This is a genomic window from Halarcobacter mediterraneus (assembly GCF_004116625.1).
GTDB classification, from domain to species: domain Bacteria; phylum Campylobacterota; class Campylobacteria; order Campylobacterales; family Arcobacteraceae; genus Halarcobacter; species Halarcobacter mediterraneus.
In genome coordinates, this window is record NZ_NXIE01000004.1 from 270,386 (window position 1) to 295,157 (window position 24,772).

Annotated in this window: 28 protein-coding genes and 2 tRNA genes; 22 read left to right on the top strand and 8 right to left on the bottom strand. The window is 27.9% G+C overall.

Going from position 1 to position 24,772, the window contains the following annotated elements; genetic code table 11:
- Window positions 1–77: 77 nt before the first annotated feature.
- From CP965_RS11100 to CP965_RS11130, 7 genes are read left to right on the top strand one after another with little or no spacing between them, the layout of a single operon-like run.
- A complete protein-coding gene (locus CP965_RS11100) occupies window positions 78–335 on the top strand; it encodes a type II toxin-antitoxin system Phd/YefM family antitoxin (protein WP_129062173.1) in 258 nt (85 codons plus the stop codon).
- Window positions 319–621 (top strand): type II toxin-antitoxin system RelE family toxin, encoded by a 303-nt coding sequence (locus CP965_RS11105; RefSeq protein ID WP_129062174.1) that lies wholly within the window; start codon window positions 319–321, stop codon window positions 619–621. Before CP965_RS11100 ends, CP965_RS11105 begins: the two co-directional genes overlap by 17 nt.
- Complete coding sequence (rfaE1, locus tag CP965_RS11110) at window positions 605–2,032, top strand: D-glycero-beta-D-manno-heptose-7-phosphate kinase (protein WP_129062175.1); 1,428 nt, start codon at window positions 605–607, stop codon at window positions 2,030–2,032. The genes CP965_RS11105 and rfaE1 overlap by 17 nt, the downstream gene beginning before the upstream one ends.
- Window positions 2,029–2,595 (top strand): D-sedoheptulose 7-phosphate isomerase, encoded by a 567-nt coding sequence (gene gmhA, locus CP965_RS11115; RefSeq protein WP_129062176.1) that lies wholly within the window; start codon window positions 2,029–2,031, stop codon window positions 2,593–2,595. The genes rfaE1 and gmhA overlap by 4 nt, the downstream gene beginning before the upstream one ends.
- A gap of 25 nt (window positions 2,596–2,620) precedes the next feature.
- Entirely contained in the window at window positions 2,621–2,905 is a 285-nt protein-coding gene (locus CP965_RS11120; protein ID WP_129062177.1) for a nucleotidyltransferase domain-containing protein, read from the top strand.
- Entirely contained in the window at window positions 2,902–3,345 is a 444-nt protein-coding gene (locus CP965_RS14250) for a hypothetical protein (RefSeq protein ID WP_206732296.1), read from the top strand. Before CP965_RS11120 ends, CP965_RS14250 begins: the two co-directional genes overlap by 4 nt.
- Window positions 3,346–4,206 carry a glycosyltransferase gene (locus CP965_RS11130; RefSeq protein WP_129062178.1) on the top strand — a complete coding sequence of 287 codons (861 nt, stop codon included), beginning with the start codon at window positions 3,346–3,348 and terminating at the stop codon, window positions 4,204–4,206.
- Here CP965_RS11130 and CP965_RS11135 read toward each other — a convergent pair.
- On the bottom strand, window positions 4,203–5,009 hold the full coding sequence (locus CP965_RS11135) for a DNA ligase (protein ID WP_228712715.1): 807 nt from the start codon (window positions 5,007–5,009) through the stop codon (window positions 4,203–4,205). The genes CP965_RS11130 and CP965_RS11135 overlap by 4 nt on opposite strands.
- A gap of 141 nt (window positions 5,010–5,150) precedes the next feature.
- Here CP965_RS11135 and rpmB point away from each other — a divergent pair, with 141 nt between their 5' ends.
- The 11 genes from rpmB (at window position 5,151) to CP965_RS11190 (ending at window position 14,492) form a co-directional block, all read left to right on the top strand.
- Entirely contained in the window at window positions 5,151–5,339 is a 189-nt protein-coding gene (rpmB, locus tag CP965_RS11140; protein ID WP_129062180.1) for a 50S ribosomal protein L28, read from the top strand.
- A 23-nt stretch (window positions 5,340–5,362) separates the two neighbouring features.
- The gene (locus CP965_RS11145) at window positions 5,363–6,490 is read left to right on the top strand and encodes a potassium channel family protein (protein WP_129062181.1); all 1,128 of its coding nucleotides are present in this window, start codon (window positions 5,363–5,365) and stop codon (window positions 6,488–6,490) included.
- Window positions 6,491–6,503: 13 nt separating this feature from the next.
- Window positions 6,504–7,685 carry a bifunctional glutamate N-acetyltransferase/amino-acid acetyltransferase ArgJ gene (gene argJ, locus CP965_RS11150; RefSeq protein WP_129062182.1) on the top strand — a complete coding sequence of 394 codons (1,182 nt, stop codon included), beginning with the start codon at window positions 6,504–6,506 and terminating at the stop codon, window positions 7,683–7,685.
- Window positions 7,686–7,766: 81 nt separating this feature from the next.
- Window positions 7,767–7,988 (top strand): YdcH family protein, encoded by a 222-nt coding sequence (locus CP965_RS11155; RefSeq protein ID WP_129062183.1) that lies wholly within the window; start codon window positions 7,767–7,769, stop codon window positions 7,986–7,988.
- A 128-nt stretch (window positions 7,989–8,116) separates the two neighbouring features.
- A complete protein-coding gene (gene gyrA, locus CP965_RS11160; RefSeq protein ID WP_129062184.1) occupies window positions 8,117–10,699 on the top strand; it encodes a DNA gyrase subunit A in 2,583 nt (860 codons plus the stop codon).
- Complete coding sequence (locus tag CP965_RS11165) at window positions 10,699–11,736, top strand: aspartate-semialdehyde dehydrogenase (protein WP_129062185.1); 1,038 nt, start codon at window positions 10,699–10,701, stop codon at window positions 11,734–11,736. The genes gyrA and CP965_RS11165 overlap by 1 nt, the downstream gene beginning before the upstream one ends.
- Window positions 11,736–12,251, top strand: a complete 516-nt coding sequence (locus CP965_RS11170) for a YqhA family protein (protein WP_206732297.1) — start codon at window positions 11,736–11,738, stop codon at window positions 12,249–12,251. The genes CP965_RS11165 and CP965_RS11170 overlap by 1 nt, the downstream gene beginning before the upstream one ends.
- An 18-nt stretch (window positions 12,252–12,269) precedes the next feature.
- Window positions 12,270–13,307: a uroporphyrinogen decarboxylase gene (hemE, locus tag CP965_RS11175; protein WP_129062186.1), complete on the top strand. Its 1,038-nt coding sequence runs from the start codon at window positions 12,270–12,272 to the stop codon at window positions 13,305–13,307.
- Window positions 13,308–13,314: 7 nt separating this feature from the next.
- Window positions 13,315–14,232, top strand: coding sequence for a radical SAM protein (locus CP965_RS11180; RefSeq protein ID WP_129062187.1), 918 nt, complete (start codon window positions 13,315–13,317; stop codon window positions 14,230–14,232).
- A 73-nt stretch (window positions 14,233–14,305) separates the two neighbouring features.
- Window positions 14,306–14,380, top strand: a tRNA-Asn gene (locus CP965_RS11185).
- Between the two features lie 37 nt (window positions 14,381–14,417).
- Window positions 14,418–14,492 (top strand) — tRNA-Asn (locus CP965_RS11190).
- Window positions 14,493–14,636: 144 nt separating this feature from the next.
- Here the strand turns inward: CP965_RS11190 and CP965_RS11195 are convergent.
- Entirely contained in the window at window positions 14,637–15,107 is a 471-nt protein-coding gene (locus CP965_RS11195; RefSeq protein ID WP_129062188.1) for an MOSC domain-containing protein, read from the bottom strand.
- Between the two features lie 173 nt (window positions 15,108–15,280).
- Between CP965_RS11195 and CP965_RS11200 the strand changes: the two genes are divergently transcribed.
- Window positions 15,281–15,862 (top strand): LysE family translocator, encoded by a 582-nt coding sequence (locus CP965_RS11200; RefSeq protein WP_129062189.1) that lies wholly within the window; start codon window positions 15,281–15,283, stop codon window positions 15,860–15,862.
- Between the two features lie 15 nt (window positions 15,863–15,877).
- Window positions 15,878–16,657, top strand: coding sequence for an AraC family transcriptional regulator (locus CP965_RS11205; protein ID WP_129062190.1), 780 nt, complete (start codon window positions 15,878–15,880; stop codon window positions 16,655–16,657).
- 10 nt (window positions 16,658–16,667) lie between these two features.
- On the opposite strand, the gene CP965_RS11210 is transcribed toward CP965_RS11205, so the two are convergent.
- From CP965_RS11210 to CP965_RS11230, 5 genes are all read right to left on the bottom strand, one after another.
- Entirely contained in the window at window positions 16,668–17,096 is a 429-nt protein-coding gene (locus CP965_RS11210) for a hypothetical protein (protein ID WP_129062191.1), read from the bottom strand.
- A 95-nt stretch (window positions 17,097–17,191) separates the two neighbouring features.
- Complete coding sequence (locus tag CP965_RS11215; protein WP_228712716.1) at window positions 17,192–18,883, bottom strand: protein adenylyltransferase SelO family protein; 1,692 nt, start codon at window positions 18,881–18,883, stop codon at window positions 17,192–17,194.
- A gap of 101 nt (window positions 18,884–18,984) precedes the next feature.
- On the bottom strand, window positions 18,985–21,462 hold the full coding sequence (locus CP965_RS11220) for an ABC transporter permease (protein WP_129062193.1): 2,478 nt from the start codon (window positions 21,460–21,462) through the stop codon (window positions 18,985–18,987).
- Window positions 21,456–22,118 carry an ABC transporter ATP-binding protein gene (locus tag CP965_RS11225; protein WP_129062194.1) on the bottom strand — a complete coding sequence of 221 codons (663 nt, stop codon included), beginning with the start codon at window positions 22,116–22,118 and terminating at the stop codon, window positions 21,456–21,458. Before CP965_RS11225 ends, CP965_RS11220 begins: the two co-directional genes overlap by 7 nt.
- Complete coding sequence (locus CP965_RS11230) at window positions 22,118–22,720, bottom strand: arylesterase (protein WP_129062195.1); 603 nt, start codon at window positions 22,718–22,720, stop codon at window positions 22,118–22,120. Before CP965_RS11230 ends, CP965_RS11225 begins: the two co-directional genes overlap by 1 nt.
- Before the next feature lie 154 nt (window positions 22,721–22,874).
- On the opposite strand from CP965_RS11230, the gene CP965_RS11235 reads away from it, so the two are divergent.
- Both CP965_RS11235 and CP965_RS11240 read left to right on the top strand, forming a co-directional pair.
- Window positions 22,875–23,681, top strand: coding sequence for a DnaJ domain-containing protein (locus CP965_RS11235; protein ID WP_129062196.1), 807 nt, complete (start codon window positions 22,875–22,877; stop codon window positions 23,679–23,681).
- Window positions 23,682–23,690: 9 nt separating this feature from the next.
- Window positions 23,691–24,293: an RraA family protein gene (locus CP965_RS11240; protein WP_129062197.1), complete on the top strand. Its 603-nt coding sequence runs from the start codon at window positions 23,691–23,693 to the stop codon at window positions 24,291–24,293.
- Window positions 24,294–24,314: 21 nt separating this feature from the next.
- Here the strand turns inward: CP965_RS11240 and CP965_RS14150 are convergent.
- Window positions 24,315–24,772: ShlB/FhaC/HecB family hemolysin secretion/activation protein (locus tag CP965_RS14150; RefSeq protein WP_323807972.1), on the bottom strand; the 458-nt coding region annotated here is incomplete at its 5' end.

The window sequence follows — 24,772 nt, forward strand, 5'->3', positions numbered from 1 at the left end:
AAATAGAGCTATTTGACAAAAAAGATGTTAAAAAGTATAATATTAAGTATTAAATAAAGTACTAAAAAGGAAAATATATGCAAGCTATTTTTTCAAACTATACAGCAAGTATAACAGAACTTAAAAAATCACCGAGTCAACTTTTAAAAGATTCAGGTAATGAAGCTATAGCTATTTTAAATCATAATGTTCCAAGTGCTTATTTAGTTCCAAGTGAACTTTATGAAAAAATGATGGATATTATAGATGATTATTATTTAGCCCAAGAAGTTGAAGAAAGATTAAAAGATAATGAAAAACCAGTAAGAGTAAATATAGATGAGTTATTATCTTGATTTTAAACCTAAAGCTTTAGAAGAGTGGAATAAATTAGATTTAAGTATAAAAATACAATTTCAAAAAAAGTTAAAACAAAGACTTGAAAATCCAAAAGTTCCAAAAGATAAATTAAGTGGCTATGAAAATGTGTATAAAATCAAGCTACGAAGTGTAGGATATAGACTTGCCTATGAAGTAAAAGATGAAGAAATAGTTATTTTAGTATTAAGTGTAGGCAAAAGAGAAAACAATAGTATATATGAAAATTTGAAGAAAAGAAAAGAAGATGATAAAAATAAATAAAAAGCCAAATATCTTAGTTATTGGTGATTTAATGATAGATGAATATCTTTGGGGATCTTGTGAGAGAATTTCTCCTGAAGCACCAGTTCAAATTGTTGATATAAAAAAAGAAACAAGAGTTCTAGGTGGAGCAGGTAATGTAATCAGTAATCTAGTTGCCCTTGGTTCAAATGTTGCTGTTATGTCAGTTCTTGGAAACGATGAAGTAGGTATAGAAGTAAAATCAATGCTTGATGAACAAGGTGTAAAAACTTTTTTAGTAGAACAAGTAGGAAGAAAAACATCAAGAAAAACTAGACTTATGGCTTCTCACTCTCAAGTTGTACGATATGATAAAGAAAGTAAAAACTCAATTTCTCCTACAAGTGTAAAAGCACTTTTTGAGAAATTCCAAGAGAAAATAAATAGTTATGATATTGTTCTTTTATCTGATTATAATAAAGGAGTTCTTACTCGTGAGCTTCTAGAAAAAGTAATCTCTTATGCAAATAAATACAATAAAAAAGTTTTAGTAGACCCAAAAGGAGATGACTTTTCAAAGTATAAAGGAGCATATCTTTTAACACCAAATAAAAAAGAAGCACAAGTAGCTTCAAAAATAGAAATAGACAATGATACGCATTTAAAAAAAGCCTTAGAAAAATTAAAAGAAGACTCAAACCTTGGAGTATCATTAATAACTCTTAGTGAAAATGGAATTGCAATTTTAGAAAATGATGAGGTTACAGTAAAACCTACAGTTGCAAGGGAAGTTTATGATGTAACAGGAGCAGGGGATACAGTCTTAGCTTCTTTAGGGTTTGCTTTAAGTTTAGATTATAATATTTTTGACTCAGTAGAATTTGCAAATCTAGCAGCAGGGGTAGTAGTTGGTAAAATAGGAAGTGCTACTGCAACTCTTGATGAAATTGAAGAGTATAAAGCAAGTTTACATAAAAGTTCTATTGAACTTCATATTAAAACAAAAGAAGATATTGAAAAAATATCAAAAAGATTAAAAGAACAAGGTAAAAAAGTTGTTTTTACAAATGGTTGTTTTGATATTTTACATAAAGGTCATGTAAGTTATTTAAATATTGCAAAATCTTTTGGTGATGTACTAATTTTAGGTTTAAATTCTGATGCTAGTGTAAAAAGATTAAAAGGTGAAAATAGACCAATAAATACCCAAGATGATAGAGCTTATATTCTTTCAGCTTTAGAGTGTATAGATTATGTAGTAATTTTTGATGAAGATACTCCCTATGAACTTATAAAAACAGTTGAACCTGATATTCTAGTAAAAGGTGCAGATTATGAAGGCAAAGAAGTAGTTGGAAGTGATATTGCAAAACAAACAAAATTAGTTGAATTTGTTGATGGCAAAAGTACAACAAAAACTATAGAAAAAATAAAGAAGGCAGAAAAGTGAGAAATGTAATAGAAAAAGAGTTTCAAGGTCATCTTGAAACTATAAATAAAGTAATAGAAACTATGGCTTCTCCTTTAGAAGAGGCTTCAAAACTAGCTGTTGAAACACTAAAAAATGGAAATAAAATCTTATTTTTTGGAAATGGTGGAAGTGCAGCAGATGCACAACATATTGCAGCAGAACTTACAGGAAGATATAAAACTGAAAGAAGAGGGCTTCCTGGAATAGCTCTTACAACAGATACAAGTGCATTAACTGCAATAGGAAATGATTATGGTTATGATAGGGTTTTTGATAGACAAGTTGAATCTTTAGCACAAGAAGGAGATTTATTACTTGGAATTTCAACTTCAGGAAATTCAAAAAATGTAATAAATGCTTTCAAAGTAGGAAAAGAAATAGGCTGTAAAATTATTGGTTTTAGTGGAAGAGATGGGGGTGCTATGAATGATTATTGTGATATCAATTTAGTTGTTCCTTCAAATGATACTCCAAGAATACAAGAAATGCATATTCTTTTTGGACACACAATTTGCCAATTAATAGATAATGAGTTATCGTAAATAAACTTATTTTTAAAGGCTTGAAATGAGACTAAAAAAAGAAGAGATAACTTTTTTAAAAGATAGTTTTAAAACTATTATAAAAACAGGAAAATTATATCTTTTTGGTAGTAGAATTGATGACTCTAAAAAAGGTGGAGATATTGATTTACTAATTGTTTCAAATACAGCTAATAAAAAAGATATAAGAAAGTTTAGAATAGAGTTTTTTAAAAAGTTTGGAGAACAAAAATTAGATATAGTTTTAGATGATGGCTCTTTTAAGAATCCATTTATAAAGCATATTTTAAAAAAGGCTGTTTTATTATGATGATAGAAAAATTAGAAAATGACTACAATCTTTTAAAAAAACAATTATTTTGGCTTGAAACTTCATACAATGAATGTTTTAATATAGGTATTAAAAATGAATATAGTATTGATGAATTTGGAAAATTTGAAACTTTATGTAGTAGATATAGTAGAAGTATTGATTTTTTAATTAGAAAAATATTTAGAACTCTTGATGAGTATGAATTTGAAAATCAAGGAACATTAATAGATGTTGTAAATAATGCTCATAAAAGGGAACTTTTTGACTCTGTTGATGAAATAAGAATGATGAAAGATATTAGAAATACTATTGTTCATGAATATATTGATGATGAATTAATAGATGTTTTTGATGAGGTACTTGAATACTCTTTATTTTTGATTAATATTATAAATAATACTTTAAAATATATAGAAAAAACTTTACGAAAGAAATAAATGCTAACAATAAACTACAAGAAAAGAACTTTTTTTATCAGTAAACTACTAGAACAAGAAAATATAAAAGAGTTAAAAAAGCCATCTTTTTTTTCAAAAGTTTTAGGAAAAAAAGAGTTTGCAGATATCTATTTTCATAGTGGAGAATTTGATAAAGAAGCTTTAGAAAATATTGAAAAAGCAAAAAAAGTTTTTGTAAACTCTCAAACCGTTCATCATCAACTTCTTAGAGTTTTACAAACTAATCTTGACAAAGTAGAGGTTTTATATCCTAGTATTAATATAGAATATAAAAAACCAAAAGAAATAAAACAAAAATTTTGTGAAGAACAAAATATTGACCCTAAAAAAAAGATTATATTTTTTACTGGAAAAAACTTTAAAACCTCTGGAGTAAAAGAGTTTATTTCTACTATTTTACAGTTAAATGCACAGGATTTTATAGCTGTAATAGAAGGGGATAAAAAACAAATCACAAGTTTAAAATTCCAATTATCTAAAATAAATATAGAAGATAAAATCTTATTGCTAGATAATTATGAAAGAAAAGATGAACTTTTTTTAGCAAGTGATATTTTTATTTTACCAACACATAGTAAAAATTTTGCCTCAAATGTTCTTAAAGCAATGTTTTGCAAATGTGCTGTATTTGTTCCTGCAACTAATCCTGCAAAAGAGTTAGTTGATGTATTTGCAATGATGGAAAGTCCCCTTGATAGAAGTATGCAATTTAAAGTCGATGCACTTTTACAAAATAAAGCTGATTTAAAATTAATAAAAAAACAAAATAGAAATATAGCTTTAGAACATACTTTGGAAAAATCATTGGAAAAGGTAAATGAAGTTATAACTTCAATTTAATCTTTTCTAACTCTTAAAAAAGAAGCAAATTTTGGTTTTTTATATTTTGTAAAACCATAATACTTAAAAGTTACTATCTCTCCAATCTTTGGAGGATTTATTCTTTGTTTTTTTGTAAAGCCAGTTCCTAAATTAAAAACTATACCATTTTCAAGTTTTACTTTTAGGCTTTTTAAAACTTTTGTTTTTTCTGAAATATTTATTCCTATAACTTCCCCTTCCATATCTTGAGCTTCTTTTACTTTCAAAATATGTGAACTTCTTCCTGTATGATAAGATTTATTTGGATTTTTTACTATTAAGCCTTCCCCTTTTTTTGAAATAATTTCTTGTAAAAGTCTATTTAAATGTTCTTTGTCTTTAACTTTAATTTGAGGTATTATTGTTACTTGTTTATTATGATGTCTTTCAAACCACTTTTTTGCAATCTCTAATCTTTGGCTAAAGTTCCCTTTTTGCTTTGGAACTTCAAAAATATTATAAGTAATCTCTTTCCAATCTTTACTAGGAGTTTTATCCATAACTATACTTTGAATATTTTCAAAATCATTTCTTTTGGTCCACAACTCTCCATCAAGTTCAAAGTTAGGAAAGTTTTTTAAAAACTCTTTTGGAACATGAATTTTTTTACCTTTTCTTGTTAATAACTCTTTTGTATTCCAATAGGCTCTTATTCCATCTAGTTTTTCACTCATAAACCAATTTTTTATTTCTATATGTTCTTTATATACTTTAGGTCTTTGTAGTTCAAGAGAAAATAAGAAAGAATAGCTTACAATAATACTTACTAATATTCGTAACAAAATAAAATCCTTTTAAAAATAATTTAAAACATTATACAAAAATAAGATAAAAAATAAAATGATTCTTATTTAAATAAAACTTAAGCAATTTAAGATATAATACGCGAATATTTTTCACTAAAAAAACTTAAGGAAATAAAAATGGCAAGAAGATGCGCAATATCTGGAAAAGGACCTATGGTTGGTCACAACGTAAGTCACGCAAATAACAAGACTAAAAGAAGATTTTTACCAAACTTAAGAACTGTTAGAGTTACTTTAGAAGATGGTACTACTAGAAAAATCAAAATTTCTGCAAAAGAGTTAAGAACTCTTAAAAAGAACTCATAAGAAAGCACTGATAAAGTGCTTTTATGGGCATTTTTAAACGAATAAAAAAAGCTCTAGGCTGGGAGATACGTTCAGCTAAACCAGAATATGACTTAAATCCTGTCATATATTCTCAACTTAAACCTTTTAGATTACCCCTTATTTTAGTACAACTGATTTTGATGATTGGTACATTTGGTTATGTTTATATTGAAGATTATTCAATTATGCATGCAATTTTTCAATCAGCCTATACCTTTACAACTACAGGTTTTGGTTCTTTAAATGAAGGAAATTTTAGTAGTGCAGGAATAGTTTTTACTGTAACCTTGATGTTAGCAGGATTTGCAGTACTTACTTTCTCAGTGGGTATTTTAATAAATACAATTTCAAACGGTACTCTTTTTAAGCTAATAAAGGAAAGAAATATGCTTTATAAAATAGCAAGGCTTAGACGGCATTTTGTGATTTTTTATCATAATGAATACACAGCTCAGTTAGCAAAACAGTTCAATGAAAATCATATACCCTTTGTGGTAGTTGATCCAAGTGAAGATATTGAACAAATAGCAAAGGATTGTAATTATCCTTATTTTGTAAAAGAAGAACCATATAAAGAACTTGCTTTTTTAAAGGCTCATTTAAGTTCTGCAAAAGGTGCAATTTCTTTATCAAAAAATATTTCAAACAATATTACTTTGATTGCTTCTGTAAGGTTATATGAAAAGGAACTTGGAAGAACACCTTTTTTAATCATTTCTAATGCTGAAACACAAAATGAAAAAATTAGATTAAAAAAACTTGGAGCAGATAAAGTTGTAGCAACACCTTCTCTTATGGCAAAGAGGGTTACTGCAATGGCTATTAGACCAGATATGGAAAATGTACTTGAAGAGTTTTTATATAAAAGAGATACTCCAATTGATATGGAAGAAGCTTTTGTAAATGAAAACTCATGGGTAATAAACAGAGAAATAAAAGATTTAAGATTAAGAGATAAGATAAAAGTTTCAGTTATTGGAATTACAGAAAAAAAAGGAAGATTTATTCAAATGCCTAAAGGTTCTACAGTAATTACGGCTGAGTCTAAACTTTTGCTAGTAGGAAATCAAAAATCAATTATTAGAGCAAAGAGAATTATCTCTTTAGAAGAAAAACCAGAAGATTTATAAGGATATATTAAAGATGTTTACAATTTTACCTATAAAAGGATATTTAGATCAAATTGATGGATTTTATTGTGATGGGATTAGTGCAGGATTAAAATCTAATGGAAAAAAAGATTTAGGTTTTATTTATTCAGATACACTTTGTGATGTTGAAGCAGTATTTACAAAAAACAAATTTCAAGCCGCACCACTTAGACATTATCAAATGTATGATAAAGATTTCCAAACAAATTTTATTTTAATTAATTCTAAAAATGCAAATGCATTAACAGGACAAAAAGGAATTGATGATATAAATGAAATCTTTTCATCTTTAAAATTTGATATTACAAATCCAATTATGAGTAGTACAGGAGTTATTGCAAATCCTATTCCAAAAGAAAAAATAATAGCAGGCGCTAATACTTTTGATTTATCTTCAAAAAATGCAGAAAGTCTAGCAGAAGCAATAATGACAACAGATGCTTATCCTAAAACTTGTATGTATGAAGTTAAATTAGAAGATGGAAGCAGTTTTAAAATAGGAGCAGTTTCAAAAGGTGCAGGAATGATAAATCCAAATCTTGCAACAATGCTTTGTTTTATTTGTACAGATGCTTCAATTCCTAAAGAAGATATGAAAGAGTTACTTGAAGTAAATTCCCATACAACATTTAATGCAATTTCAGTTGATGGAGATACTTCAACAAATGATACAGTATTATTATTAGCAAATAAAAAATCTAAGGCTTATGATAAAGAAGCTTTCAAAGAAGTATTAAGACTTGTAATGCATGATATGGCAATGTTAATGGTTGCAGACGGTGAAGGAGCAAAAAAAGCAGTTGCCTTTGAAGTTATAAATGCAGCAAATGATGAAGAAGCTCAAACAGCAGCAAAAGCTCTTTCTAATTCATTATTAGTAAAAACAGCTCTTTATGGAGAAGATCCAAACTTTGGAAGAATTGCTTCAACTATAGGTGCAAGTCAAATACAATGCGATGAAACAAAACTTGTAATTTCTTATAACGATGTTATAGTATATAATAAAGGTGAGATTCTATTAGATGATATTTGTGAAGCAAAAGCTGTTCAGGTACTTAAAAATAGTGAATATAAAGTTTTATGTGACTTAGGAATAGGTGAAGGAAAATTCACTGCTTATGGTTGTGATCTTGGTTATGAATATATAAAAATTAATGCAGACTACAGAACTTAAAATATTAGTCTAAAATTTAAATATAATTAAGTCCTATATAGTTATAATATAGTTAAATTAAAACAGAGAGGAATAAAGACAATGTTTCATGAATACAGAGATGTTATTACAGAATTAAAACAAAAAGATGCACACTTCATAAAAGTGTTTGAAAAGCATAATGAATTAGATGAAAAAATTCAAGAAATGGAAAAAAATCATGCGGATCAATTTGAAGTTGAGAAGCTAAAAAAAGAAAAACTACAATTAAAAGATGAAGTATATAATATCATCGTAGATTATAAAAAAGAGAATAATCTATAATTTTCTAGATTATTTAACCAAGGGGATGGGAGTTTTTTACTTCCATCCCTTTTTTTTAGCTTAAAAATACCCAATACTAAGGACTTTTTAGGTAAAATATCTAAATTTTAGAATAAAGGCATTTATTAATGGAAAACCTTTTTGAAAACCAAGACATAATTGATATTAATATAGAAGATAGTATCAAGGGATCTTACCTAGACTACTCAATGAGTGTAATTATTGGTAGAGCACTACCTGATGCAAAAGATGGACTAAAACCAGTTCACAGAAGAATTCTTTATGCAATGCATGATTTAAATATGAGTTCAAGAAGCCCATATAAGAAATCTGCAAGAATTGTAGGGGATGTAATTGGTAAGTACCACCCTCACGGAGATAGCTCTGTATATGATGCCCTTGTAAGAATGGCACAAAACTTTTCAATGAGAGCTCCACTTGTTGATGGACAAGGAAACTTTGGTTCAATTGATGGTGACAATGCAGCTGCAATGAGATATACAGAAGCAAGAATGACTAGAGTTTCAGAAGATATTTTAAAAGACATTGATAAAGATACCGTTAACTTTGTAACAAATTATGATGATACATTAAAAGAGCCTGATGTTTTACCAACAAGAGTGCCTACTTTATTATTAAATGGAAGTGAAGGTATTGCAGTTGGTATGGCAACTAAAATTCCACCTCATAATTTAGATGAGTTATTAGAAGCAGTACTTCATTTAGTAGATAATCCTAAAGCTACAGCAGATGAACTAATGGAGTTTATTCAAGGACCAGATTTCCCAACAGGTGGTACAATCTTTGGAAGAAGAGGTATTATTGATGCCTATAATACAGGTCGTGGTAGAGTAAAAATAAGAGCAAAACACCATGTTGAAACAAAAGGTAAAAAAGAAGTAATTGTTTTAGATGAATTACCATATCAAGTAAATAAAGCAAGACTTATTGAACAAATTGCAAATCTTGCAAAAGAAAAACAGATTGAAGGTATTTCAGAAGTTAGAGATGAGTCTGATAGAGAAGGTATTAGAGTTGTAATTGAACTTAAAAAAGATGCAATGAGTGAAATTGTATTAAATAATCTTTATAAGTCAACTCCAATGGAAACTACATTTGGTATTATTCTTTTAGCTGTACATAATAAAGAGCCAAAAGTATTTAATTTACCAGATTTATTGAATGTATTTTTATCTCATAGAAAAACTGTAATTATTAGAAGAACAATTTTTGATTTAGAAAAAGCAAAAGCAAGAGCTCACATCTTAGAAGGTTTAAAAATTGCTTTAGATAATATTGATGAAGTAGTTAAAATTATCAGAGCAAGTGCAAATGATGCAGAAGCAAAAGAGAGTTTGCAAGATAGATTTGGATTAAGTCCAATTCAATCTCAAGCAATCTTAGATATGAGACTTGGAAGATTAACAGGTCTTCAAAGAGATAAATTAGAAGCAGAGTATCAAGAATTATTAGCTCTTATTGCTGAGCTTGAAGCTATTTTGAAATCTGAAGAAAAATTAAATGAAATAATTGTAGAAGAGTTAGCTGAGATTAAAGAAAAATACTCTAGTCCAAGAAGAACAGAAATTGAAGACTCTTATGATGAAATAGATATTGAAGATTTAATTCCAAATGAACCAATGGTAGTTACAATTACTCATAATGGATATGTAAAAAGAGTTCCAATTAAGTCTTATGAAAAACAAAGAAGAGGTGGAAAAGGAAAAGTAGCCGTAACCACTCATGATGATGACTTTATTGAAAAATTCTTTGTTTCTAATACTCATGATACTTTAATGTTTATTACAAATATGGGACAATTATATTGGTTAAAAGTTTATAGAATTCCAGAAGGAAGTAGAACTGCAAAAGGTAAAGCAGTTGTTAACTTAATCAATTTAAGAGCAGATGAAAAAATCATGGCAATTTTACCAACAAGTGATTTTGATGAATCTAAATCTTTAGCATTCTTTACTAGAAATGGTATTGTAAAAAGAACATCATTAAAAGATTTTGCAAATATCAGAAGTAATGGAGTAAGAGCAATTGTTCTTGATGATTCAGATGAAGTAGTTACTGCAAAAATTACTACACCTGAAACTCAATACTTAATGATTTTTACATCTTTAGGTCAATGTATTAGATTTGATATTGAAAAAACAAGAGAACAAGGAAGAACTACAAGAGGGGTAAGAGGTATTAAGTTTAAACATGATACTGACTTTGTTGTAGATGCTGAATTAATTGAAGATGACCAACATGAGTTATTAACTGTATCTGAAAAAGGTATAGGAAAAAGAACTACAGTAGATGAATACAGACTTACAAATAGAGCAGGTTCTGGTGTTATTTCTATGAAACTTCATCAAAAAACTGGAAATGTAGTTGGAGCTGTACTTGTTGATGAATCACAAGACCTAATGGCATTAACATCTATTGGTAAAATGATTAGAGTTGATATGCAAACAATTAGAAAAGCAGGAAGAAATACTTCAGGTGTAATTATTGTAAATGTTGATTCAAAAGATAAAGTTGTATCTATTGCAAGATGCCCAAAAGAAGAAGATGAAGAGTTAAATATTGAAAATGCTGATACTATGGATGGAATTGATTTAAATGAATATAATCTTTTAGATAACAATGAAGAAAAAGTGGAGGACTCAAACAACTCTTTAGATATAGAAAATAATGATGAAAAAGGAAATGAATAATGAAAAAATTTAATGTAGCAGTTGTCGGTGCTACTGGTGCTGTTGGGGAAGAATTGTTTAGAGTATTAAAAGAATATGATTTTCCTATTAATAATTTAGTACCTCTAGCAAGTGCTAGAAGCGCTGGAGAAAAAATTGAATATGCTGGAAAAGAGTATACAGTTTTAGAATTAACTGATTCAGTTTTTGAAGAAAATGAAGTTGATATCGCTTTTTTTAGTGCAGGTGGAAGTGTTTCTGAAAAATTTGCTAAATTTGCAGTAGATGCAGGGGCTGTTGTAATCGATAATACAAGCCATTTTAGAATGGAACCAAATGTTCCTTTAGTAGTTCCAGAAGTAAATCCAGAAGATATTGCAAAATGGAGAGAAAAAGGGATTATTGCAAATCCAAATTGTTCAACTATTCAAATGGTAATGTCTTTAAAACCATTAGATGAATTATATGGAATCAAAAGAGTTGATGTTTCAACATATCAAGCAGTATCAGGAGCTGGAAAAACTGGTATGGAAGAGTTAGTAAAACAAATGCAAGACTTCTTTACTTTTAAACTAGATGAAAGTGAAAAAAATGCTTTTGCACACCAAATAGCTCTTAATGTAATACCTCAAATTGATGTAGCTCAAGCAAATGGTTTTACTAAAGAAGAAATGAAAATGGTAAATGAAACTCAAAAGATTTTACATAAAGATGTAGCAGTTGCAGCTACTTGTGTAAGAGTTCCAGTTTTAAGATCTCACTCAGAATCTATTACAGTTACTTTTGATAATGATGTTGAAGTAGATGTAAATGAAGTAAGAGAAGCTTTAGAAAAGTTTGAAAATGTTGAAGTAATTGATGATTTAGAAAACAATGCTTACCCAATGCCAATTATTTCAACTGATACTGATATTACATATGTAGGAAGAATTAGAAAAGATGTATATTCTCCTAATATAGTTCACTTCTTCAATGTTGCTGACCAAGTAAGAGTAGGGGCAGCTACAAATGCAGTAAGAATTGGTCTAAAATGGATTGAAATGGAAAGTGAAATCTAATGATAGAAAAACTATTCGAAAGTTCACTGTGGGGAAGTAGATTTATTGTACTTCTTGCAGTGATTTTTGGATTAATTGGAGCTATAATACTTTTTATAGTTGCAAGTGTAGATATATATGAAGTTGCTAAGTATGTATATATAACATTTTCTACAGGGGCACATCCTGAAAATTTCCATGAAGATATAGTTGCAAGTATTATAGGAGCAGTTGATTTATACTTAATTGCTGTTGTAATGCTAATTTTTTCTTTTGGATTATATGAGCTTTTTATTTCAAAAATTGATGCAGCAGAAAAAGCCCATGAAGATGCAAGTACCATTTTAGCAATACATTCATTGGATCAATTGAAAGATAAAATAGCTAAAGTAATAGTTATGGTTTTAGTTGTGAACTTTTTTCAAAGAGTAATTCATACAGAGTTTAAAACTCCACTTGAAATGATGTATTTTGCACTATCTATTACTGCTTTAGCAGTAGGACTTTACTTTATTGGTAAGGTACAAAAACACTAATTAACAAGGTAATTTATTATGTCAAAAATTTTTGTAGACGCATGTTTAAGAAAAGAAACTCCTTACACTCCTGTATGGATGATGAGACAAGCTGGTAGATATTTACCAGAATATATGGAAGTAAGAGCACAAGCTGGTAATTTCTTAAATTTATGTCATGACCCTGAAAAAGCTTGTGAAGTAACAATTCAACCCCTTGATATAGTAGGAGTTGATGCAGCTATTTTATTTAGTGATATCTTGGTTATTCCTGATGAAATGGGAATGGACTTAGAGTTTATCAAAGGTTTTGGACCAAAATTTCATGACCCTATTAAAACTGAAGAAGATTTAGATAGATTAATTGGTGGGGAAGAAGCTGCAAATAAATTAACATATGTTTATGAAACTATCAAACTTTTGAAACAAAAACTTCCAGAAGATAAAGCTCTTATAGGTTTTACAGGAGCACCTTGGACTTTAGCAACATATATGATTGAAGGGCAGGGAACAAAAACATATAATTTATGTAAAAAAATGATGTATTCTAATCCAGAATTCTTGCATAAAATATTAAGAAAAGTAACTGATGTAGTTAAGCATTATATGATTAAACAAATTGAAGCAGGTGCAGATGTTGTTCAAATCTTTGATTCATGGGCTTCTGCGATTGAAGTTTCAAAATATGATGAATTTTCATGGAAATATATGGTTGAAATAGCAGATTATATCAAAGAAAAATATCCTGAAATTCCAGTAATTATGTTCCCTAAAGGAGTTGCTGCATTTATTGAAAGAGATTTAGTTTATGGTAACTTCGATGTATTTGGTGTAGATTGGGGAACTCCAATGGCACTAGCTAAAGAAAAACTAGGAAGTAAATATGTTCTTCAAGGAAATATGGAACCTTGTAGACTATATTCAAAAGAAGCAACAACTCAATGTGTAGAAGGAATCCAATCAATTATGCAAGGAGAAGGTCATATCTTTAACTTAGGGCATGGTATTTTACCTGATGTTCCAGTTGAAAATGCAAAACACTTTGTAAGTGAATGTCAGCGGGTTTCAAAAAAATAGTTATATAATGTCGTATTCAAATAATATAATATTTGGTCCTATCCCTTCAAGGAGATTTGGAATCTCTTTGGGAATAGACCTTTCTCCTTCTTCAAAACAATGTAATTTTGACTGTCTTTATTGTGAACTTGAAAAAGCAAAAACAGTAGAAACAATGACAAAGTATCCAAGTGTAGAAGAAGTTATAAATGAAGTAAAAGCATCTTTTAAAAAACATCCTAAGATTGATGTTATAACTATAACTGCAAATGGTGAACCAACTTTATATCCACACTTAGATAAATTAATTGATGAACTTAATAAGATTAAAAAAAATGCAAAAACTCTTATTCTTTCAAATGGTAGTACAATTTATGATGAAAAAGTTTATAAAGCTTTATTAAAAATAGACACAGTGAAACTATCTCTTGACTGTGTAAGTGAAAAATGTTTTAAAAAACTTGATAGAGTGCATAGTGGAATAGATATTGATAAAATCATTGAAAGTATGATTAAATTTAGAAAAGAAACTACAAATATACTTGTCTTGGAAGTTTTATTTGTAAAAACACTAAATGATAAAGAAGAAGAAATAAAAGCCCTATATGAAGCTATAAAAAAAATAAATCCACATAGAGTAGATATAGGTACAATAGATAGACCACCTGCATATAAAGTAAAACCTGTCTCATTTGAAACTTTACAGAGTATTGCTGAAACTTTTGAAGGTATAAATGTAAATATTGCATATAAAAATAGACCAAAATTAGAATCAAGTTTTTCAGAAGAAGAAATAAAAACTATGCTAAAAAGAAGACCTTTAACACAAGAAGATATAAATAATATGTTTGATGAAGATTCAAAAAAATTATTAGAAATATTAGTTTCTCAAAAAGTAGTATCTCTTGTAGATAGCTCAGGTTTAAATTTTTATAAAATTTTGTAAATTTTTCGAAAAACCCTTGACAAAATTTACAAATTTTACTATACTTCCACTCCATTTAAAGAGGAAGTCAAATTCCGGCATAGCTCAGTGGTAGAGTAGATGACTGTTAATCATTTGGTCCCTGGTTCGAATCCAGGTGCCGGAGCCACTTAAAACTTCACTTTAAATGATAAAACAACTTACATTCCGGCATAGCTCAGTGGTAGAGTAGATGACTGTTAATCATTTGGTCCCTGGTTCGAATCCAGGTGCCGGAGCCACTAATTTTATAATACTTATTTAAATAAATAAATTTTATAGTACCCTAAAATATTTTTACAATGAAAACTTTTATTACTTTTAGAGTAATTTTTTTAGATTTTTTCTCAAAAAGTATAAAACCGCTCTTGAATTGTTAATATATTTTATCTTATTTCAATTTGAGAATTTAAACTTATATTACCACCTTTAATAATTTGTGCTCTTAATCCTGCTTTGTGTACCATTTTTGTCAAAGCTTTCTTTTCATTTAGTCGTTGAGCTAAAATCTTACAAGGTTCACATAGTCTTATTCCTTTTAAAACTACTTCACCTATTTGAAACTCTTTGTCTATTAAAGAGTTAAGGTCACAATTAGAAACAACTATATTTCTTCTAAAATCTTCAGGTGTAAAACTTAAATCATAATCTTTATTTAAAGTATCTATTTTTTCAATTTCTATAAGAGTTACATCTCTATCAGGCTCTATTTTACCTTTATTTGAAAAGGTACCTTCTTGATAATAGTATCTATCTCCAAAGATACCTTTCTTTTCTTCTAAAACTATTTGATTTACACTGTGCATTGGAGATTCCACATCTTTTGCAATAAGAAGTTTTGATATTTTTCCAGACATATTTTTTCCTTTTATAGATTGTATTTTGTTTACTAATTATTTATTTCTGATAAATAATATCAATATTACCTTTAAGATACAAAATTTATATATTATTAAAACAGTTTTTACTGCAATAATGTACTATGATAAAAGTTTTTAGATAAGTATAATTCTTAAATTAGGAGTTTATTATGAATATTACATTTTTTCTATTTTATTGTCTACTTATTACTATTACTCCCGGTCCTACAAATATTGTTATTTTTTCAACTGTTCAAAATTATGGGGTTAAAAAAGCAGTTGAATTTTGTTATGGAGCTATTTTAGCTTTTGCTATTATTTTAGTATTATCAGTACTTCTTAATTCCTTTTTAACTTCACTTTTACCTGAGGTTCTTTTTTATATGCAAATTATAGGAAGTTTATATATATTGTATTTAGCTTATTTGATTTTTAATATGGACTCTACATCAATTTCTAATAGTACAGAAATAGGAACTTTTAAGATTGGTTTTTTTATTCAATTTATAAACCCAAAGGCACTTATTTTTTGTTTAACTGTATTTCCAAGTTTTATAATGCCTTATTATACTAATTTATTCCAATTGCTAACATTTGCTTTACTTATTACAATTATTGCAGGAATAGCTTTTTTCTCTTGGGTTTTATTTGGTAAGTTATTAAAAACTTTTTTACAAAAGTACCAAAAACTTGTTAATATATTGATGTCAATATTTTTAGTATATTGTGCATATATGATTTCAGACTTATAAGGTTTTAAAGAATAGATGGCTAAGTTTATATATAAAGAAAAGTTAGGTATTACGGCATTAAAAGCAAGCTTTAATAAGTTTTCTTATAAAAAACATTCCCATGAAGAGTATACTGTGGGAGTTACATTAAGAGGAACTCAAAAATATAGTTTAGATGGTTCTTCTCAAGTCTCATACAAAAATGGAATTATGTTATTTAACCCTGAACAAGTTCATGATGGAACAGCAGGAAATTACAAAGAGGGTTTAGATTATGTAATACTTTATATAAAACCTAAACTGTTTTTAGAAGGTTTAGAGAAAAAAGAGTTAGTGAAATTCTCTTCAGCTATTATATATAATGAAAAAATCAAAAATGATATTTTAAATCTTAGTAGTGCAATTTTACATCAAAAAAATGAAGCTTTATGTAGTGAATTATACTTAAAGTTTGTAGATAACTTCACATTAGAAGAATTATTCTCAAAATATAAGAGTGAAGATATCTTTATAAAAAAAGCAAAAGAGATTATATATTATGAGCTTGATGATGTATTAAATCTAGAACAAATGTCAAAGGAGTTTAATCTTTCAAAGTTCCAGTTTATTAGAATGTTTAAAGCAAATACTGGAATGACTCCTTATCAGTACTTTTTGAATACAAAGTTAATTCAAGTAAAAAAATATCTTGATATTACAAAAGATTTATATGCAACTGTAGTTGAGTTTGGTTTTAGTGACCTTTCTCATTTAAATAGACATTTCAAAAGAGTTTATGGAATAACTGCTTATGAATATTTGAAGGTAAAAGCTTAGGATTTTAAAACTATTCTACTTTTTCTAATAATGCTTTCATTAGTTCAGCTTTGTTTTGTAAATCATAGCTTCTGCTTTCTAACCATTCATTTATTACTTCTTTTTTATATTCTAATTCTCTTTCTTTATACGCTTCATTTTCTGCTTTAACATCCCAATTCCCATATTTATCTAAGAAAGAATCTTGTGCATAAGCACCTTTAAGAGTGATTTTTGTAGGTACTTGATTATTATTTTTATCAAGAGTATATCCATCTAATTGTACATATTTTGAAGGAGCTGGAGTATAAGCTTCTGTACTCATTACTTCAAGGGTATCTTTAAAATCAGAAAACTTTGGATTTTCGGAAATATTAAAATTAATAGAATTTTTATGATTAGTATTAGTATTGAAAAAACCAATATTAAAATCATTTACAAGATCATTAATAGAAGACATAAATACCTCTTTATATATTATTTAAATACTATGTGAAAATTATAACTTATTTTAACTAAAATAATTTTATTACAAACTAATAAGCACTTTATTTTTTATGAGGAACAACTTATATGAGATATTCCAGCTATTCCAAAAAAATCTGATGGTTTTTTGTTATAGTACTTTTTTTCTATTTCTTTTGTTTGTTCAGCATATGGATTTGTCATTATCTCTTGTAGTTCATTTACAAGGCTATAATCTCCTTCTTCAGCTTTTTTATATGCACGCACTAAAATCCACTCCCTTAAGATGTATTTTGGATTTATAAGTTTCATTTGTTTAGATAAATTTTCTATATCTTCTTTTGAATTTAGGTTTAGTTTATTATTCCATTCTTCTAACCAATTATTCCATTTTCTTTTGATATTTTCATTTTCAAATGTAGTATTATAAAAACTTTCTTTAAGTTCTTCTATATTATTAGGAATATTTGATAATTCTCTAAAAAATATAGTATAGTCAACTTCACTTTCTATCATAAGATTAATAAGTTCATTATATAGTTTAGGATCGAATTTATTAAGTCCTAATTTTGAAGCCCACATATTTTCTATTTTTTCTTGTATAGCTTTGGGAAAATCATTTTCTATTTCTTCAAGTTTTTTTATACTATCTAAATCTGAAATGATTAATGGTTTTAATGCACTACAGAAAGATTTGAAATTTTTTTGTGCAGCTTGTGGTTGGTTGAAAAATGAAAAGTGCATTCCTCCACCAGTCCAAGGTTGATAATTAGGGTCAAACATATCAATAAAACCAAAAGGACCATAGTCAAGGGTAAAACCTCCTGCCGCACAGTTGTCACTATTGAAATTACCTTGACAATATCCAACTCGTATCCAGTTTGCTACTAGTGAAGTTAGTCTATCTTGAAACTGTTTTGCTAGTAATAATACTTTTTCTTCTAGTTTTAAGTTTTGATTGATTGTTTGATTATATTCTCTATTTATTAAGTGTAAAACAATTTTTTCTAACTCTTCATATGCTTTAGAGTGTTCATGTTTTCTAGCTCGTCTGCCAAAGAGTTCAAGTTGACCAACTCTTATAAAAGAAGGAGCTACTCTAGTAGTAATTGCCACATCTTCTTCAATCATAACCTCAGGGTCTCTTGAATGAGAATAATCTTTAAACCAAGGTCTACTTACTTGTTCTTTTTTAGATGTAAATAAAGTCAAAGACCTTGATGTTGGAATTCCAAGTTTGTGCATATGTTCTTGTGCTAAGAATTCTCTTACACTTGACCTTAAAACTGCTCGTCCATCTGCTCCTCTGCAATATGGTGTTCTTCCTGCACCTTTTAATTGAAATTCCCATCTTTTACCATTTAAAACTGCTTCAAGGACTGAAATTGCTCTACCGTCACCATATCCATTTCCTGTTTGAAAAGGGCATTGCATATAATATTCTCTACCATAAATAGATAAGGCATATCCTGTTGCCCAACCTTGATTTCTCATAGGTTTAGGTATATTACAAAGGTCTCCTGAAAACATTTTAACAAAGTTTTCCTCTTTTAAAAGAGATTCATCAAAGTCTAATTCTTCAAAAAAGTTTTTACTATGAGCTATATATATAGGTTCTTTGATAGAAGTTGGTTTTACAGGAACATAATGCCCACTGAAAACTTCCCTTGGATGTTTATTTTCTCCATTATTGTTTGTATCTGGATCACTGTTAAGTTCTTCTATAAAAGAGTAGTTTACAAAAGAGCTAAGTTCTTCAAGGGTTTTTATATTTTTATTCATATTTATTTCCATCTATTTAGTTAATTAGATTTTTAACATAATTATTTAAAATACATAGAAAAAATATGAGTTAAAAATTTTTATTAAGTGAAAAGTAAATCTTATTCACCAAAAAGAATATTCTCCTTTTGATGAATAACTTTAGAGGTAAAAAAAGCTACAACTAAAAGGGTTAATAAAGGAATTAATAAAAAGTAAAGACCTAAAATATCCCCTCTAAAGTTCCAATATGATTCAAACAGTAAGTCACTTATAAAATATGAACCAATACTTCCTAAAAGGATTCCTATACTACTAGCACTAAAAGAGATAAGTCCAAACTCCAATAAAAATGAGTTTCTAATAGTTTTATTTTTTATTCCAATCATTTTAAGTCTAAGTATATTATTTTTTTGTAGATTCATTTGGTATTGTATGATTATAAAACTCATTAATAACCCAATTATTATAGAATAAAGGCTCATCTTCTCTGTTATTGAGCTTACATCTTTAACAATATTTGCAAATGATTCAAATAGACTTTTTACATCAATTATTGTAAGTGTAGGGAAACGATCAGTAAGTTTTAAAAGTACTTGTGAAGCATCATATTCTCCTTGCGAGATAGTTGCTAAAATAGTTTTTGGAGCATCATCTATTGCTCCTTTTTGTAAAATTAAAAAGAAATTTGGAGTAAACTCTGTCCATTTTACAGTTCTTATATTTACAACAACTGCTTGAAGCTGTAAACCTAAAACATCAAATACTACTTTGTCATTTAATTTTATTCCTCTTCTTGAGGCATACCTTTCTTCAACACTTAATTCAATAGGTTTATCAAAGTTTTTAGAATCATAGTCTCCACTAAAATCACGTCCTTCTATTATTTGTTCACTTTTCTTTAAGGAGCTTCTATAAGATAAGTTTACAGCTGCATCTCTTGCATTATTTCTACTTTGTTGAGTATCTCCTTGTTCTTTTCCATTTATTGATACTATTCTAGCTCTTATCATAGGTGCTATATTTTCTAGTTTTGCCCCTAAGTCTTCAACTTCTTTTTTTATATTTGTTATTTGTTCCTCTTTTGCATCAATTACAAAAAATCTAGGTCTTTCTTTTACACTTTGACTTAAAGCATTAGATAAGGAAGATCCCACTTGTGGAATAAGACTAAAAAATGTAGTACAAAGTAAAATAGCGGAAAATAGAGTAAGAGAAGTTCTTTTTTGTCTAATTATATTTTTAATAGCTAATGATAAAGCAAGGTTATTTATATGTCCTGAAAAATCAACTTTATTAAGAATAAAAGAACCTACTATAAAAAGTCCTAATATTGTAGCTAGTACAGCTAATGCAAAGAAAAAGCCTATATATTTTGCTGGAGTCACAAAATGTGCTAAAAGAAGTAAAAATATTACAAAGGGAATAAAACTTATAATAGTTTTAAAAAAACTTCTTTTTTGTCTTTGAATTAAAGGTAAAATCAATGGTAATCCAATACTTAAACTAAGTACAAAAAGAATTAGAGCTGCTTTTAAGAAAAAGATATAATCAAGGGAAAAGTCAAAATTAAAATTAATATATTCTTTTATAATAGGTGCTATAAATTGTGCTGATAAACTAATAAAAGAAAATACAAGTACACTAGAAATCAAGATTAAAACAAATAAATGAAGAAGATAAGTATAAATAAGAGTTTTTTTACTAACTCCAATATCACTTAAAACTATAATATCTTTTTGGTGTTTTCTTAAAAAACCTGAATATAAATATATAAGACCAACTAGTCCTAAGAAAAAAGAGATTAATGAAACAAGTGATAAAAAATTTGTAAGAAAATTTAATACCCTAAGAAGATTATCTCTCCCATCATTTGGAGATGAAACTCTAAGTGTTCTATCAAACTGTTTTTCTATACTTTTTTCAAGAATTTCAAGTTCATCATTTGTAAATTTTTCTTCAAATAAAAAGTTTAGCTTATATCTAGCTGTTGAACCAAACTTTAGAAGTTCACTTCTTTTAAGTGCCTTACTGCTTAAATATACTTTTGGCATAAATCCATTAAAACTTATAGTCTTAAGAGAGTCTTCACTTATAACTTTTTTGATAAGATACTCTTTACTTCCTATTTTTAGATTATCACCTTTTTTTAAACCAAGTAAGTCTAAAACTTCTTGATATACCCAAGCTTCATTCTCTTTTGGTAAACTTTGATTTAAAGGGTACTTTGATTTATCTTTAAAAATTAAACCACCATAATAAGGAAAGCCCTCATTTATTTGAACCAGTTCCATAAGTCTTGCTCTATTTTTTGAAGCCACCATACTAACTGTTGATATTCCCTCATCATAAGCTTTTATTTTTGGAAGTTTTTCTTTGACGGCTTCTTTTTGTTTTTCACTTATAGGAAATCTTGAAGAGACAACTAAATCTGCTCCAAGGAGTATTTTAGCTTTTTCATCAAGTGAAGTATCAATACTTCCTTTAAAAAACTGTAAATAAGATAGTGAGGCAATAGCTAAACAAAAGTTTAAAATAAAAATAAAACTAAAAGATTTTGACCTTGAAAGAGCTTTTAAAACAAGTTCAACTACTAACATTTATTTAACTTTCCTAAACTAAGCTCATAAGTGTCTTCACATCTTGCAGCTACTTCTTTTGAGTGAGTAACTAAAATCAAAGTGGTATTGTTTTTTTTGATTAATTCAAAAAGCTTATCCATAACAGCAATTCCTGTTTCTTCATCTAAATTCCCACTTGGTTCATCTGCTAATATTAACTTAGGGTTGTGAATAAGTGCTCTGGCAATTGCGACACGTTGTTTTTCTCCTCCACTTAATTGAGAAGGTAAATGTTCAATTCTATGTTCTAATCCTACACTTTTTAGAAGTTCTATAGCTTTTTCTTTTGGATTTGAAATATTACAAACTTTTGCAGGAAGCATTACATTTTCTAAAGCATTTAAATATGAAACTAAATGAAAGTTTTGGAAAACAAAACCTATGTTTGAAGCTCTAAAATCATTTACTTCACTTTCATTCATGTTTTTATAAGAAACTTCATCTAAAAGTATATCTCCAGCATTTGGTTTTATAATTCCTGAAATAAGTGAAAGTAGGGTTGATTTACCACTTCCAGATTTTCCCATTATTGCAACTCTTTGAGCCTTTTTTACATGAAAATTTAAATCTTCAAATATTTTTACTTCTTGTGAACCTTGAGTATATGACTTTTTTAGTGATTTTATTTGTAACATTATATTTCTTCCTTTAGAAACTCAAAAACTTCATTTGCAATTATTTTATGACCCTTTTCATTTGGGTGAATACCATCAGCTTGATTAAGAGTTTGTTCCCCTGCAACTTTATTTAGTAAAAAAGGCATAAACTTTAATTTGTATTTATCTTTTAGTTTTATAAACATATTTCTAAAATCATTTGTGTAGTTTGGACCATAATTTGGTGGAATTAGCATACCTGCTAATAAAACTTTTGAACCAGACTTTAAGGCTTGGTTTATGATTTGTTCAAGATTTTTTTGACTTTCTTTAAGGTCTAAACCTCTAAGCCCATCATTTGCCCCAAGAGCAATAAAAACTATATTAGGTTTAGTTCTTAAATACCATTTAAGCCTTGCTAAGCCATCACTTGTTGTAGAACCACTTACTCCAGCATTTATTGCTTTTACTTCTTTTTTTAGTTTAGTTTTTATTAATTCTTGAACTAAAAAAGGATAAGCACTTTTTTTAGCTACTCCTAGTCCTTCTGTTAAAGAGTCTCCTAAAAAAAGTATTGAAGTTGTATTTGCATATAAAATTTGAGAGCTAAATATAAATATAATAAATATCATTTTTTTCATGATTTATATTATCTAAAGAAAAAAAGCATGTCAATTTGATATTCCTGAAATTTTCATATTGATTGATTAAATTTATTTCATAAGCTTTCATTATATATAAGTTCATAAGCTTAAGAAGATATAATTTTCATCAATAAATATATATAGGGAAAATATGAAATTAAAAAAATGGATATTTATTGCAGTATTATTAGTGATATTATATTACACATTTATTGTAAATACTTTACTTACACTTTCTGTTATAGCTGCTTTTATTGTGGCATTTAAATTATATAAGTTTTATGCTAGAAAAAAGTTAAATAAGTTATCAGACTCAAAGGAGCTTTTTAGACAAAGTGAATTAGGTCATTTTATAGCACTTGTTGCAAAAGTTGCAAAGGCTGATGGAAGAGTACATGAATTAGAAGCTCAACTTATTGGAATGATGTTTGATGATATTTCTAAATTATTTGATAAAAAAGAAAAAGCTAGAGCTATTATGAAAGAGATTTTCAATGATGAAAAGCAAACAATCGATGATACAAGTGAAATAACTAAATCATTAAATAAACTTCTTGGAAGAAGTATTTTAAAAAGAAAACAATATATAAGTTTTTTAATTCAACTAGCTTTTATAGATAATGGAATAAGTATGGAAGAAGAAAGGCTTTTACGACAAATTGTAAATGACTTAAATATATCATCTGAAGCTTATGACTCTATTTTAAACAGTTTTAAAAATAAAATGAAAAATACACAACAAAGTATGAGTGAGTCTGAAGCTTATAAAGTTTTGGGGGTAAAAGAAGATGATGATATAAATACTATAAAAAAAGCTTATCGAAAGCTCATTCGTAAGTATCATCCTGACATCATTAGTTCGCAAGAAAAAGATGAATCTTATATGGAAGAAGCAACTGCAAAAACACAAGAAATAAATCAAGCTTATCAAATTATTAAAGATATAAAAAAAATATAAGGAGAAAAAATGGATTATAAAAAATTTGCCCAGTTTAGTCCTTGTGATTATGCTGGACCTTTAAAAAGAGAAAGTTTTATGGATGCAGGAGTAAAAGAGTTATGGACAGGTATTCCAAGAATATCAGGACCTGCCTTTACAGTAAATATGGTTCCCGGGGATAACTTAGCACTTCATAAAGCTATTTATGAAGCTCCAAAGGGTTCAATTATAGTAGCTCAAACTAACTCAATGGATTATGCAGTTTCAGGTGGAAATGTATGTGCAATCGCTCAAGGACTTGGAATAAAAGGTTTTGTAATTGATGGTGTGGTTAGAGATATAGGTGAAGTAAAAGAGATTAAATTTCCTATCTTTGGTAGGGGAGTTCATCCAATGCCAGGAACAAAAAAAGCAGTGCTTCCATTAAATACTCCAATTGTAGCTGGTGGTATTGCTGTAAATCCTGGTGATATTATAGTTGCAGATGAAGAGGGTATTGCAGTTATTCCAAAAGATAAAGCTCAAGAAGTTTACAATCAAACTAAAACAAATGTAGAAGCTGAAAAAGAAATGGGCTTTGAAAAATGGGCAGAAAATCATAGAAAAAAAATAGACTCTTTTTATAAATAAAAGAGTCTATTTTAACTATTTTTAAAACACCCAACCAGCTTGAAATATAAACTTAGAGTTGTAGTCTTCTTCACTTTCAATGTCAGAATTACCAAGTTTATAAGCTAAATGAGCATTTATAAAAAAGTCTTTAAAATAAGCATAATATCCTAAACCAATATCTTGATATGTTTTACTTGGCTCATTAGAGATTTCTTTACTCATCTTAACTTTTGCAATATCATAAAAAATACTAAGTTTAGAATTTAAACCTTTGAAATTTGGTAGGTTATAAAAAAGTTCAGTGTTAAAAATATATCCATTTTCAGCACTTTGCTCCCCTTGAGGATATAGTTTCACTCCATTTATACCTCCAATACTTAAATCCTGACTTCCATCTAAATTCTTATTTCCTAAAGCATATTGAAGCTGTAAAGAGTTCTTCCAACTAAAATATTTATTTATATTTAGGTTTTGATTTACTTCAAGATTTACTTTAG

Coding starts and splice junctions, on each gene's coding strand:
- CP965_RS11100 (WP_129062173.1), top strand. CDS start 78: ATGCAAGCTATTTTTTCAAACTATACAGCAAGTATAACAGAACTTAAA.
- CP965_RS11105 (WP_129062174.1), top strand. CDS start 319: ATGAGTTATTATCTTGATTTTAAACCTAAAGCTTTAGAAGAGTGGAAT.
- rfaE1 (WP_129062175.1), top strand. CDS start 605: ATGATAAAAATAAATAAAAAGCCAAATATCTTAGTTATTGGTGATTTA.
- CP965_RS11120 (WP_129062177.1), top strand. CDS start 2,621: ATGAGACTAAAAAAAGAAGAGATAACTTTTTTAAAAGATAGTTTTAAA.
- CP965_RS14250 (WP_206732296.1), top strand. CDS start 2,902: ATGATGATAGAAAAATTAGAAAATGACTACAATCTTTTAAAAAAACAA.
- CP965_RS11130 (WP_129062178.1), top strand. CDS start 3,346: ATGCTAACAATAAACTACAAGAAAAGAACTTTTTTTATCAGTAAACTA.
- rpmB (WP_129062180.1), top strand. CDS start 5,151: ATGGCAAGAAGATGCGCAATATCTGGAAAAGGACCTATGGTTGGTCAC.
- CP965_RS11145 (WP_129062181.1), top strand. CDS start 5,363: ATGGGCATTTTTAAACGAATAAAAAAAGCTCTAGGCTGGGAGATACGT.
- argJ (WP_129062182.1), top strand. CDS start 6,504: ATGTTTACAATTTTACCTATAAAAGGATATTTAGATCAAATTGATGGA.
- CP965_RS11155 (WP_129062183.1), top strand. CDS start 7,767: ATGTTTCATGAATACAGAGATGTTATTACAGAATTAAAACAAAAAGAT.
- gyrA (WP_129062184.1), top strand. CDS start 8,117: ATGGAAAACCTTTTTGAAAACCAAGACATAATTGATATTAATATAGAA.
- CP965_RS11165 (WP_129062185.1), top strand. CDS start 10,699: ATGAAAAAATTTAATGTAGCAGTTGTCGGTGCTACTGGTGCTGTTGGG.
- CP965_RS11170 (WP_206732297.1), top strand. CDS start 11,736: ATGATAGAAAAACTATTCGAAAGTTCACTGTGGGGAAGTAGATTTATT.
- hemE (WP_129062186.1), top strand. CDS start 12,270: ATGTCAAAAATTTTTGTAGACGCATGTTTAAGAAAAGAAACTCCTTAC.
- CP965_RS11180 (WP_129062187.1), top strand. CDS start 13,315: ATGTCGTATTCAAATAATATAATATTTGGTCCTATCCCTTCAAGGAGA.
- CP965_RS11195 (WP_129062188.1), bottom strand. CDS start 15,107: ATGTCTGGAAAAATATCAAAACTTCTTATTGCAAAAGATGTGGAATCT.
- CP965_RS11200 (WP_129062189.1), top strand. CDS start 15,281: ATGAATATTACATTTTTTCTATTTTATTGTCTACTTATTACTATTACT.
- CP965_RS11205 (WP_129062190.1), top strand. CDS start 15,878: ATGGCTAAGTTTATATATAAAGAAAAGTTAGGTATTACGGCATTAAAA.
- CP965_RS11210 (WP_129062191.1), bottom strand. CDS start 17,096: ATGTCTTCTATTAATGATCTTGTAAATGATTTTAATATTGGTTTTTTC.
- CP965_RS11215 (WP_228712716.1), bottom strand. CDS start 18,883: ATGAATAAAAATATAAAAACCCTTGAAGAACTTAGCTCTTTTGTAAAC.
- CP965_RS11220 (WP_129062193.1), bottom strand. CDS start 21,462: ATGTTAGTAGTTGAACTTGTTTTAAAAGCTCTTTCAAGGTCAAAATCT.
- CP965_RS11225 (WP_129062194.1), bottom strand. CDS start 22,118: ATGTTACAAATAAAATCACTAAAAAAGTCATATACTCAAGGTTCACAA.
- CP965_RS11230 (WP_129062195.1), bottom strand. CDS start 22,720: ATGAAAAAAATGATATTTATTATATTTATATTTAGCTCTCAAATTTTA.
- CP965_RS11235 (WP_129062196.1), top strand. CDS start 22,875: ATGAAATTAAAAAAATGGATATTTATTGCAGTATTATTAGTGATATTA.
- CP965_RS11240 (WP_129062197.1), top strand. CDS start 23,691: ATGGATTATAAAAAATTTGCCCAGTTTAGTCCTTGTGATTATGCTGGA.